This window comes from Flavivirga rizhaonensis (genome assembly GCF_004791695.1).
Taxonomy (GTDB): domain Bacteria; phylum Bacteroidota; class Bacteroidia; order Flavobacteriales; family Flavobacteriaceae; genus Flavivirga; species Flavivirga rizhaonensis.
Genome location: NZ_SRSO01000012.1, coordinates 53274 through 65906, shown reverse-complemented (window position 1 = coordinate 65906; position 12633 = coordinate 53274). Strand labels below are relative to the sequence as shown.

Genomic DNA, 12633 nt, shown 5'->3' with positions numbered 1-12633 from the left:
ATTACACAATTTATATGTTATTTATAGTTACATTTGCACGCTTAAAATAAGGCACTATTATGGCTAAGATTAAAAACATTGCAATTATTGCTCACGTAGATCATGGTAAAACTACTTTGGTTGATAAAATTATGTATCACTGTCAGTTGTTCCGTGAAAACGAAAATACAGGCGATTTAATTCTTGATAATAATGATTTAGAGCGTGAAAGAGGTATTACCATTACTTCTAAAAACGTTTCTGTAATTTATAAAGACACAAAGATTAATATTATTGATACACCTGGTCACGCCGATTTTGGAGGCGAAGTTGAACGTGTATTAAATATGGCTGATGGTGTTTTACTATTAGTAGATGCTTTTGAAGGACCTATGCCACAAACACGTTTTGTATTACAAAAAGCGATTGATTTAGGATTGAAACCTTGTGTGGTTGTCAATAAAGTTGATAAAGAAAACTGTACGCCAGATGAAGTACATGAAAAAGTTTTTGATTTAATGTTTGAACTAGGTGCAGAAGAATGGCAATTAGATTTTCCTACAGTATATGGTTCTGCAAAGAATAATTGGATGAGTGATGATTGGCAAAAAGAAACAGAAAATATAGAACCATTGTTAGATATGGTTATAAGTCATATTCCTGAGCCAAAAATTCAAGACGGTACAACACAGATGTTAATTACATCTTTAGATTTTTCTTCTTTTACAGGAAGGATAGCTATAGGTCGTTTAACTCGTGGAGAATTAAAAGCAGGACAAAATATATCTTTGGTTAAGCGTGATAGAAGCATTGTTAAATCTAAAATTAAAGAATTACATGTTTTTGAAGGTTTAGGACGTAAAAAGGTAGAAGAAGTACAAGCTGGCGATATTTGTGCTATTGTCGGATTAGAAGGTTTTGAGATTGGAGATACAGTTGCAGACTGGGAAACACCAGAAGGTTTAAAAACCATTGCAATTGATGAACCAACAATGAGTATGTTATTTACCATTAACGATTCTCCTTTCTTTGGTAAAGATGGAAAGTTTGTAACCTCTCGCCATATAAAAGAACGTTTAACAAAAGAGCTTGAAAAGAATTTGGCATTACGAGTTGAAGAAACTGATAGTGCCGATAAATTTATGGTATTTGGGCGTGGTGTACTACACTTATCTGTTTTAATAGAAACGATGCGTCGTGAAGGGTATGAATTGCAGATTGGTCAGCCACAAGTTATCATTAAAGAGATTGATGGCGTAAAATGTGAACCTGTAGAAGAAATGACCATTGATTTACCAGAAGAAGTTTCGGGTAAAGCTATCGAGATGGTTACCTTAAGAAAAGGGGAGATGCTTAGTATGGAAGCAAAAGGAGACCGTATGGTTTGCGAATTTATAGTGCCATCTAGGGGGATAATAGGCTTACGTAATCAATTATTAACAGCTACTGCTGGTGAAGCCATTATGGCGCATCGCTTTAAAGAATATCAACCATTAAAAGGAGGTATTCCAGAGCGTCAAAATGGATCTCTGGTATCTATGGAAAAAGGGCAGGCTATTCCTTATTCAATTGATAAATTACAAGATAGAGGTAAGTTTTTTGTCGATCCAGGAGAAGATATTTACGAAGGACAAGTTATTGGAGAAAACTCTCGAGGTGATGATATGACGGTAAATGTGACAAAAACTAAAAAACTTAGCAATGTACGTTCTTCTGGAGCAGATGATAAAGCTAAAATTGTTCCTGCAATTAAGTTTTCCTTAGAAGAAGCTTTAGAATATATTCAAAAAGATGAATACGTTGAGGTAACTCCAAATCATTTACGTTTACGTAAAATCTATTTAACAGAAGTAGAACGCAAACGAAATAAAACGATATAAGATGGAATTCTTTGGAATTTCAGGCATTGAATGGGTTGGATATGCTGCTATGGCAACTGTCTTAATTTCATTCTTAATGAAATCGGTTAGTAAACTACGAATAGTAAACTCCTTTGGATGTTTACTATTCGTGTTTTATGGCATTTTGTTAAATCCGATTTCAATACCAATTATAATAACCAACACAGCTATATTTTGTATTAATTTGTATTATTTGCTGGGAAAGAAAAAACTTTAAGCTTATTTGATGCGAGGTAGTAGATTGTTTCTTACAATTTTAGATAGCTAAGACAGAAAAGTTAAATGATTTTGTATATTTGATCCTTTTTGAAAACATAAAAGAATATTATGTTTTTTTAAGCGTTTACAAGTCATGTATTCAATTTAAAGTAATTTTATTTAGTGAAAAAATCGAACTTAATTGAAAAAATTTATTGATTATATAAATAGCAAGGTTTTAGTTAAAGTTACTTCGTTACAAACAGCTTCAGTATTAACACGGATAATAGCAGGAATTTTAACCTCTAAAGCTATAGCCGTTTTTATCGGCCCTGTAGGATTAGCGTTGATTGGAAATTTACAGAATTTTGTAAGTTCTTTTCAAACAGTTGCAATACTTGGTTTTTATAAAGGAGCCGTTAAGTATATTTCTCAATTTAAAGAGAATGTCGTTGAGCTTGGAAAAACAATATCTACAATATTTTATGCGGCTTTCGTATCAACTATATTAGTATCATTTTTATGCTATTTTAATGCGGGATTAATAAACAATCTCATTTTTCCTGTTTATAATGACTATACCTATGTTATTCAAATATTTGCCATAGTACTTCCTTTTTATGCTTTGAATATGTTTTCATTTTCTATAATGAATGGTTTTTCTAAGTATAAAATACTCATTATAATTAATATAATAGGGCAAATATTAAGTGTCTCTATTGCTTTACTTTTAATTTACCAGAACAAACTTGATGGTGCTTTAGTGTCTGTAGTAATCGCAGAGGCTTTAATATTTTTAATCACATTAGTTGGTATTATAAACAGACGTAGCTTGGTATCACTTATACGTGTTAATAGTGTTGATTTCAGCCTCTTAAGAAAGATGAGTTCTTACTCATTAATGGCTCTTTTTACAGCAGTTTTCCTACCGTTTGTTGCTATTGCCATCAGGTCTTATATTATAGAAAATATAGGTTACAAAGATGCAGGTTTTTGGGAGGCCATGACAAGAATATCCAAGTATTATTTAATGTTAGTTAGTTCATTAATTGCATTATATATATTACCTAGATTTTCGGAGATTGATGATGCTAAAGAGTTTAAAAAAGAGGTGTTTAGTTTTTACAAAACTGTTATCCCTATTTTAGCCTTTGGTTTGTTTATTATATATTTAATGAAACCGATTATTGTATCTGTAATTTTTTCTAGCGAATTTGAACCTGTTGAAGATTTGTTTTTATGGCAACTGTTGGGGGATTTTGTTAAGATTTTGTCTATTGTTATTGCTTACCAGTTTTTAGCAAAAAAAATGTTTTGGCATTATATTTTAACTGAAGCTTTTTTAATAATAATGTTATATATAACAAGTATTTACTTTATAAATTTATTTGATGGCGTTAAAGGTGCAGTAGTGGCACATTTTGTAAGTTATGTTATGTATTATGGTATTATTTTGTTGATATTTGGGAGTTCGCTTTTTGGGGTGGTAAATAGTGAAAAGAGTTAAAAGATTAATCTTTTTTTGAAGCTGATTTTTGTACAACACAATATGTGCTAATTCCAAAAGGGAAACTTATATGTTTTAACACTTTGTTTTCTAAATTAATCAAATTAAATAGAATATTATTAAGTAATCCTGGTTTGTATAAGTTGCCATTTACTTCCTTACTTTTTAGGATCTTAATTTTACTAAAAATTCGTATTATCAGTACAGGGATAAAGAGTAAAAAATTCCAGTAACCCGATTTAACAACTTTAAAAGGAGCACCATACAATTTTTTTGTTAATTCATTTTTTGTATATCGTCTATAATGCATATTAGCTACATCATGATTACTCCATAACATGTTATAGGCTGGAACAAAAACATATAAAAAGCCATTGGGTTTTAAAAGATTAAACCAATTTTTTATTGCTTCTTCGTCATTTTTAATATGTTCAAGACAATCGGAAGCTATAATAATATCAAATTTTTTGTTTAATAAGATGTTTTGAGCATCCATAACGTATGCATTTTCAATACCATTCTTTTTACAATTCTTAATAGCTTTAGGACTAATATCAATTCCAAATAAATTGCTAGAATCAAATCCAATATTAATTAACTCATTAAGTAATATTCCAGAGGAACATCCTATATCTAAAATACTAGAGTTCTTGGAGTAAGTATTTAATAATTGTAATATATACTTTCTTCTAGCCTTAAACCAGAAGTGGTTTTTTTCAAATAAATGGTATTGTTTTTCGAAACTTTTTTTCAACTTTTTGTTGTTAATTTTTACAATTCATAATGATTAAGCTATATGGTATATGAAAATATTTATCTTCTATTTTCGCAGATACATTATTAAAGTGTTTAGAAGCCAAATAGAAATATTCATCTTCATGTCTAACGAACTTCCCTCTGTCATATTTTAATAAAGTTTTGGAAATAAGATTTTGCTTGTCAAGAAAGCAACCATCTAGAGTCACTAATCTACCATTAGGTTTTAAAGCCTTTTTAGCAAGTTCAAATAAAGTTGAAGCTTGCACATCATCTAAATGATGTATTACTCCAGCAGTAATGACTATATCAAATGTATGTGGAGCTTCAAGATTAAATTTTTCAATGGATGTACAGTAAAAAGTTTTGTCTTTGTATCTTTCCTTAGCGGTTTTAATATAATTTGAATCAATATCTATACCTGTATAGTCAACTTCTGGAAGAAAATCTATAAGATATCCAGGACCGCAGCCTATGTCTAAAATTTTTTGATTAGCTTTTACGGATACATCATTTTCTATAAATAAACGTCTAGCTCTAACACCTCCTACAATGTATTGATAAGTATTATAGATAATAGACTTTTCGAGAAAAGTTCTTGGGTCAAATTTTTTAGCCATGCTGCTTAACAATAAAAGTTGTAAATGTAAAATTACATTATTTTGCACTTATTAAATAATCTTATTTTATATCTTTAGCATCTACTCAAAATGTATATGATTGACTTTAATAAAACCATTAAAAATGAATTTCACTTAGTTTTATTCATTGTGATTTTAGTACAATTAATATTAGGTTTTCAAGGAGTTGATGTATGTGATGATGGTTTTGTACTTACTTTTTATCAGCAAATTTATAACAATCCTTCATGTGTAGAATATAACTTTGTGTATTGGTTTTCAGGAGTAATCGGAGGTGTTTGGTATGAGCTGTACCCTGATGGAGGTATTATATGGTTTAAATTTTTCACAGTAATTATTAACACCTTAATTTTTATTTCAGGCTATCACATTTTTAAACAATTTTTACCTAAACGAATTGCTGTTTTAGGTTTACTTGTTGCTCTTTTTGTCAACGATTTTGGTTTTTTGATTTATTATCATAATCATTTAACGGCTTTACTGGCCGTTTTGAGTGTTTTTTTCTTATTAAAAGGACTTATTGAAAATCATGGGCTTTCTATAGTTATTTCTGGATGTATTTTGGGAATAAACGTATTTACTAGAATACCAAATATTACATTGTTCATATTTATTTTGGCAATTCCTTTTTACTATTTTATTAATGAAGGATTACTTAAAAAAGCTATTAAGCCAATGATACAATATGCTCTGGGTATACTGATAGGGTTTGTGATTATAGTTTCATTGTTATTAATTTTAGATCAGTTTAATATAATGCAAAATGCTATTTTAAGCCTGTTCGATTTAGGTGCGAAGGAAGATAGTACACATAATATTAGTGGATTGTTAAAAACATATCTTCTTAATTATAAGCATCTAATCGGTATAGTTGGTCAGTTTTCAATAATTATAATTTCATTTTTCGCTATTTATAATAGTCTGAAAAACATATTATGGCTTAGAAATATACTCCTTTTTGTATGTTTCTTTTATGCTTTTTTATGGTTTAAAGAAGAGGATGTTTTTACGGTATATACCATGGCTTATGTAGGAACTTTATTTGTACTTTTTACAAAACATAGTGCAAAGATTAAGACCTTAGCCTTTTTAGGCGTTTTAATGCTAACTTTTTTACCGATGGGTAGCGGGATAGCTATAAGAAGTAGTGGTTATATGTGTATTTGGTTGTCTGTGCCGTTTTTCTTTCACTTTTTTTCGAATTTAAAAGAGATGAGTATTAATTGGAAGTATAATGGTTTAGATAAAAATATAATTTTATTAGAAAAAAGTTTTAAAATTTTTATTCTGTTTATTTCTATCGCATTTTTTTCGGCTAAAGCATTAAATGTTTCAAGGCAAGCTTATTTTGATGTTGGTAGCCGTTTAGAAAAAACACACATTATTGAAAGTGAATTAGCTAAAGGTGTTTTTACAACAGAAAGAAGGGCGGAAATTATTAATGACTTATTGATTAATCTTGAAAAACATGTTAAGCCAAATGATTATTTATTAGCTTATGATAAAATACCCTTGATACATTTTTTAACAAAAACGAAACCTTATATGTATAATCCATGGATTTGGATTTATGATGGTTATTCATTTGAGCAAAAGATAAAAAAAGCTGAAACTGAAATCCCTGTATTGCCAATAGTAGTTCTACAAAAATTTGAAACCATTGGTGAATTTTCCAGACCAATGAATGACTACATGGATGAAACTAAAGAAGAAAGTTTTTTGTATAATAAAAAAAGGACGACAGTAATGAACTCATTTCTTGAAAGAAATGAATACGAAATAATATGGAGCAATTCTTATTTTAATATGTATAGAACTAATAAAAAGTAACAATAATACACTGTATAGCTACTAAATTTGCTAACTAAATAATAAAATTAATAATGGAAGAAAAGAAAGATATTTCTGTTGTAATTCCTATTTATAATGAGCAAGGTAATATTTTTGAACTTTATAACCGTTTAATTTTATCTGTAACAAACTTTACTGAAAAATACGAATTTATCTTTGTTAATGATGGAAGTTCAGATAATTCTTTTATCGAATTACTCAAGCTTTCAGAAAGTGATAAAAATGTATTCTATATTAACTTTAGTAGAAATTTTGGTCATCAAATAGCAGTATCGGCTGGATTAGAATTTTGCAAAGGGAAATGTGTTGTAATAATTGATGGAGATTTGCAAGACCCCCCAGAACTTATCCCAAAACTTTATGAAAAATATCAAAACGGGTTTGATGTGGTTTACGCCAAAAGACAATTTAGAGATGGCGAATCAATATTGAAAAAAGTAACCTCAAAGTTATTTTATAGGATTTTGAAGAAAATAGCGCAAATTGAAATTCCATTAGACACAGGCGATTATAGGCTTTTAGATAGAAAAATAGTGAACGTTTTAAATAAAATGCCAGAGCAAAATAAGTTTTTGAGAGGGCAGATTGCCTGGATAGGACTTAAGCAAACTTATGTGTTGTTTGATCGGGATAGTCGTAAAAATGGTAAATCTGCATATTCATATAGTAAAATGTTACGGTTAGCCATTGATGCTGTCACTGGTTTTTCCGATAAACCTTTAGCATTAGTAAGCAGGTTAGGGTTTATAATATCATTTCTCTCTTTTATGATTATCATATACACATTATTTGCCCATTATGTTTTAAAAGAAACCGTTACAGGATGGTCATCCTTAATTGTAAGCTTTATGTTTATTGGGGGAATTCAACTGTTCTCAATTGGTATTATTGGTGAATATGTTAGTCGAATAAACAATAATATAAAAGATCGACCTTTATATATTATTGATAAAACAAATATTAAAAAGCACGATTAATTTTCAGTTTGTATATAATAGTACTTATTAATCATTTTAAATTATAATATCATTTTTACAATAAAGAGATATAATCCAGAATATAAAAGTCTTTGGAACAAGTTTGTAGCAGAGTCAAAAAATGCCACTTTTTTATTCCATAGAGACTTCATGGAATATCATTCTGATAGATTCACAGATTTTTCATTATTGATATTTCATAATGAAAAATTGATTGCTATGCTTCCTGCTAATATAGAAGAGCAAACCCTGTATTCTCATAAAGGATTAAGTTATGGAAGTTTGATTTTACCAGATAAGATTTCTTTTCAAAATGTTTTAGAATGCGTTTGTAATCTTTTAAAATTTCTTTCAGAAAACAATATTGATACATTTGTTTTTAAACAATTACCTAAAATTTATAACCTTAGACCTTCAGATGAAGTGGATTATTTTCTGTTCATTTTGAAAGCCAAGCTATTTAGAAAAGATGTTTCTATGGCCATACCATTAGCAAATAAGTTAGAGATTTCAAATTTGCGTAAACGGCGATTAAAATTGGCAAAGAGTTCTGATTTGAATTTTATTTCAAATGGAGATATAGCTTCTTTTTGGAATGAAATTTTAACTCCTAATTTAAAATCAAAATTTGATGTTGAGCCAGTTCATACATTATTAGAGATTACAAAGTTGCATGAAAGATTTCCAGATCATATTAAGCAATATAATGTGTATTTTGAAGATGAATTGTTTGCTGGGTGTACTGTTTTTGAGACTAAAAATGTAGCTCATGCTCAATATATTTCAACAAAAAATAACAATAAAGGAGCTTTAGATTATCTTATAGACCAATTGATTTCTAACGTATATAAGAATAAAGTTTATTTTGATTTTGGGATTTCTAATGAAAATCAAGGTATGAATGTTAATGAGGGGTTATTACAATGGAAACAAAGTTTTGGGGCCTCATCTGTGGTTCACGATTTTTATGAAATAGAAGTAGCTAATTATACATTGCTAAAGGAGGTATTGATATGATCAAATTTTTAGATTTAAAATTAGTTAATAAAAATCATGAAGTCGAATTGAAAAGGGCTTTTGAAGGTTTTTTAAACTCAGGACATTATATCTTAGGGGAACAGGTTTCTAAGTTTGAAAATGAATTTTCTTCATATTGTGGTACAAAATATTGTATAGGGGTAAGTAGTGGTCTTGATGCATTGCAATTAATTTTTGAAGGATATAAAGAAATGGGACTACTATCAATTGGAGATGAGGTTCTAGTGCCTGCAAATACTTATATAGCGTCTATTTTAGCAATTAATAATACAGGTCTAAAACCTGTTTTGATAGAACCATGTTCTAAAACATATAATATAGATATGTCAAAAATAAAAGCTTCTATAAATACTAAAACAAAAGCAGTTTTAGGGGTGCACTTGTATGGGCAATTGTATGATGTTAAAGAGTTAGAACGTATTTCTAGAAAATATAATTTATTGCTTGTTGAAGATGCTGCTCAAGCACACGGTGCTGTGTATTCTGATGGTCGTTTTGCTGGAAACCTTTCTAATGCAGCAGCTTTTAGTTTTTATCCTACTAAAAACTTAGGCGCTTTAGGAGATGCAGGAGCTATAACTACTAATAATAAAGCATTAGCTGAAGTTATTTTTAAATTAAGAAATTATGGAAGAATATCTACATATAAGTACGATTTAAAAGGATCTAATTGTCGGTTAGATGAGTTACAGGCTGCTTTTTTAAGAATAAAATTGAAACATTTAGATTTCGACAATAATAAAAGAAGAGAAATTGCCAAATACTATCTTGACAATATCGATTCGGATAATGTTTTGCTGCCATTTTTTGAGAATATGAATCAGCATGTTTTTCATATTTTTGTTATTAGAAGTAAAAAAAGAGATCAGCTTAAGGATTATTTGTACAAAAATGGCGTAGAAACGTTAATTCATTACCCGATAGCCGTACACAAGCAATCGGCTTATAAAGAATTGATGGATTATAAATTACCAGTCACAGAACAGCTTCATAAAGAAATATTGAGCCTCCCCTTACATTCTGGTTTAAAAGAAGAAGAAATTTTTAAGATAAGTACTTTAATTAATTCTTTTTAATTGAGATCGCTTAAAGAACATAAAAATATATTCTTACTTAAACTTTTTTCGGTAAATTCTATTGGTGTCCTGTTAAGATCACTTTTAGGACTAGTGTCTCAAAAACTTATAGCTATTTATTTAGGACCCAATGGACTTGCTTTGGTTGGTAATTTAAGAAATGCCTTGGCATTATTCGGTCTTGGTTCCACCGTTGGGATTGATCAAGGAGTACTAAAATATCAATCACAATTTAAAAATGATGATGTGGAGCTTAAAAAATTATATGCTACCTCCTTAGCATATAGTATTGTAGGAAGTATTATTGTCTGTTTTATATTGTTTTTTTGGGCTTCTTATTGGAGTCAATTTCTTTTTAAAACTGAACAATACGATTATCTTTTTGTAATTCTGGCGTTGACCATGCCTTTTACGGCGGTCTATAATTTATGCCTTGCTATAATAAACGGGAAATCAAATTATAAAAAGGCTACCATAGTCACCTTTTCTACATATACCATTGTTACAATTGTTATAATATTCACAGTGTCGTTTTATAAGATTTCTGGGGTTTTATTGGCGATAACTTTTACACCTATAGCTCAATTGCTAACCCTATTGTTTTTTGCAAGAAACAGTTTGTTATTGTTTACCAATTTAAAAATAAGGTTTTATGCATTTTATAAGAATGCACTCTTCGCATTTATTATTATGTCTTGTGCAGCTGTATTTTTTAGTAATATTGTAGACCTTCAACTCAGAAACTACTTAATTAATCACCTATCTGTCGAAGAAGCTGGTTATTGGACTTCTATGTCGGGTTTATCTAACTATTACTTGTCATTTATGACAGGTGTTTACTCTTTATATATATTGCCGAAGTATGCCAAAATGAACAGTTTGAAGGTCTTTTTAATAGAATTAAAAAGAATATATAAATTAATACTCCCATTATTTGGGTTTATGTTTATTATATTATATTGTTTTAGAGAACATTTAATCAGACTTTTATTTTCAGAAGAATTCTTACCGATGGGGGACTTATTTAAATGGCAATTGTTAGGCGACATTGTTAAAATTATAGCAGTTGTTATAGCCTATCAATTTATTGCTCAGAAATTATGGAAACTTTTTATAGTAACCGAAGTTATTTCTTATATTTTGTTGTATGTATTAGGTGTATATTTTGTTGAAAAAATGGGAGTTGAGGGCATTGTTTTTGCTCATTTTTTACGTTATTTAATATATTTAATAATTGTATTATTATTAGTGTCAAAAATTTTTAAAAAACATAAGAGTATTGATGAAAGCACAGATTAAAGATTTAAAGACTTTAAATATTCCCAAAATTACTGACCCTAGAGGTAATCTTGCTGTTATAGAAAAAGAAGTGATTCCCTTTAAGATGGAAAGAGTTTATTACCTCTTTGATGTGCCAAGTGGCTCAAATAGAGGAGGGCATGCACATAAAGAACTTAGTCAGTTCTTAATAGCCTTAAGTGGGAGTTTTGATGTTATTGTTAAAGATGGTAAAAACGAAAGTAGAATAACTCTAAATAATCCATCTAAAGGTCTATTAATAACACCAGGCATTTGGCGTGAGTTGGAAAATTTTTCATCTGGAGCAGTATGTTTAGTAGTGGCTTCCGATGTATATAAGGCTGACGATTATATTGAGGACTTTCAAGAATATCTTGATTATAATTTTTAAACTATTGAGACTAACTTTCGAAAAAGTTTACTTTGACTAGCCCAATAGTGTATCCAATCTTTTATACTTTTTGATTTTAGCTTTTTGAATGTATCTTTTCCTAGTTCTTTTTTTTCAAAATAGGCTGCAAAAAATAGAAGCTCTTTATAAGAATTGGTATGGAATTTCTCTATAATATCTTCTGGAAAGCTATACTTATTTGAGAAATAGTTAAATAGAGACCTCATTTGGTTGTTTAGAAAAAAATGATTTTCAAAAGTCTTTTTGTGCGAATACGAATCGTCATGAACTCGATAAATAACTAAAGACTCATTAATTCTATGAAATTTTGTATGCATGATCATATCAACAAGAATTGGGTAATCCTCAATTGTTAAATTCATGTCTATATAAGTATTAAAATTAACGTGTTGACTAAGACGCTCTCTATTGTAGCAAATGCCTACGGGTATTATTTTTCCTAATAAAACAGCTTGTGTGTATGCCTTTTTCGAAGCATTGATTATTTTTTTGTTTTTAAAAGGGCTTATGTTATTATTCTTATCATTTAATCTGTCGAAACCACAATCTATAAACCCTAAATTAGGATCTTTCTTAAAAGCATTGACCATTTTTTGAAGCGCATACTCATGCTTTAGTAGGTCGTCCCCCGCAATATCAAAAACATATTGTCCTTTACATCTATCTAGTGTCATTTTAAAGTTTTTTAAAATGCCAAGTTGTGATTCATTGCGTTTTATATTGAGAAGTTCTGGATAAATTGATTTATACCGATTAATAACATCTAAGGTTTTATCTGTAGAAAGATCATCCCCAATAACGATTTCATAATCAAAATCGACTTTTTGTTTTATTATAGATAGTAGTGTTTTTTCAATATACTTTTCACTATTGTATGTTAAAATATGAACAGATAAAAGAATCATATACAGGGTTATATTATATGGCCATAAATGTAATTTTTATATTTAATAAACAATATTTTAAGTTAATAAAAATAAACAGTTATTTTTGATAAT

At 29.1% G+C, this 12633-nt stretch carries 12 protein-coding genes; 9 read left to right on the top strand and 3 right to left on the bottom strand.

Annotated elements, in window-relative coordinates; genetic code table 11:
* Positions 1–59 precede the first annotated feature (59 nt).
* The 3 genes from typA (at position 60) to EM932_RS10360 (ending at position 3585) form a co-directional block, all read left to right on the top strand.
* Positions 60–1859 (top strand): translational GTPase TypA, encoded by a 1800-nt coding sequence (typA, locus tag EM932_RS10370; protein WP_211344278.1) that lies wholly within the window; start codon positions 60–62, stop codon positions 1857–1859.
* A 1-nt stretch (position 1860) separates the two neighbouring features.
* Positions 1861–2097, top strand: coding sequence for a uroporphyrinogen decarboxylase (locus tag EM932_RS10365; RefSeq protein WP_135877118.1), 237 nt, complete (start codon positions 1861–1863; stop codon positions 2095–2097).
* A gap of 183 nt (positions 2098–2280) precedes the next feature.
* The gene (locus EM932_RS10360; protein WP_135877117.1) at positions 2281–3585 is read left to right on the top strand and encodes an O-antigen translocase; all 1305 of its coding nucleotides are present in this window, start codon (positions 2281–2283) and stop codon (positions 3583–3585) included.
* A gap of 4 nt (positions 3586–3589) precedes the next feature.
* Here the strand turns inward: EM932_RS10360 and EM932_RS10355 are convergent, their stop codons facing one another.
* Positions 3590–4339 (bottom strand): class I SAM-dependent methyltransferase, encoded by a 750-nt coding sequence (locus EM932_RS10355; protein WP_135877116.1) that lies wholly within the window; start codon positions 4337–4339, stop codon positions 3590–3592.
* A gap of 10 nt (positions 4340–4349) precedes the next feature.
* Positions 4350–4961, bottom strand: a complete 612-nt coding sequence (locus EM932_RS10350) for a class I SAM-dependent methyltransferase (protein WP_135877115.1) — start codon at positions 4959–4961, stop codon at positions 4350–4352.
* A gap of 96 nt (positions 4962–5057) precedes the next feature.
* On the opposite strand from EM932_RS10350, the gene EM932_RS10345 reads away from it, so the two are divergent.
* The 6 genes from EM932_RS10345 to EM932_RS10320 all read left to right on the top strand — a co-directional run bounded on the left by EM932_RS10345 (position 5058) and on the right by EM932_RS10320 (position 11614).
* Positions 5058–6812, top strand: a complete 1755-nt coding sequence (locus EM932_RS10345) for a hypothetical protein (protein ID WP_135877114.1) — start codon at positions 5058–5060, stop codon at positions 6810–6812.
* 53 nt (positions 6813–6865) lie between these two features.
* Positions 6866–7810, top strand: a complete 945-nt coding sequence (locus EM932_RS10340; protein WP_135877113.1) for a glycosyltransferase family 2 protein — start codon at positions 6866–6868, stop codon at positions 7808–7810.
* Positions 7811–7960: 150 nt separating this feature from the next.
* Positions 7961–8827 carry a GNAT family N-acetyltransferase gene (locus EM932_RS10335; RefSeq protein WP_246041017.1) on the top strand — a complete coding sequence of 289 codons (867 nt, stop codon included), beginning with the start codon at positions 7961–7963 and terminating at the stop codon, positions 8825–8827.
* Complete coding sequence (locus EM932_RS10330) at positions 8824–9924, top strand: DegT/DnrJ/EryC1/StrS family aminotransferase (RefSeq protein ID WP_135877111.1); 1101 nt, start codon at positions 8824–8826, stop codon at positions 9922–9924. The genes EM932_RS10335 and EM932_RS10330 overlap by 4 nt, the downstream gene beginning before the upstream one ends.
* A complete protein-coding gene (locus tag EM932_RS10325) occupies positions 9925–11223 on the top strand; it encodes an O-antigen translocase (protein ID WP_135877110.1) in 1299 nt (432 codons plus the stop codon). It begins immediately after the preceding gene.
* Positions 11207–11614 (top strand): sugar 3,4-ketoisomerase, encoded by a 408-nt coding sequence (locus tag EM932_RS10320; protein WP_135877109.1) that lies wholly within the window; start codon positions 11207–11209, stop codon positions 11612–11614. The genes EM932_RS10325 and EM932_RS10320 overlap by 17 nt, the downstream gene beginning before the upstream one ends.
* Here the strand turns inward: EM932_RS10320 and EM932_RS10315 are convergent.
* Positions 11611–12540 carry a glycosyltransferase family 2 protein gene (locus tag EM932_RS10315; protein WP_135877108.1) on the bottom strand — a complete coding sequence of 310 codons (930 nt, stop codon included), beginning with the start codon at positions 12538–12540 and terminating at the stop codon, positions 11611–11613. The two genes, EM932_RS10320 and EM932_RS10315, sit on opposite strands and share 4 nt — an antisense overlap.
* Positions 12541–12633: the final 93 nt, after the last annotated feature.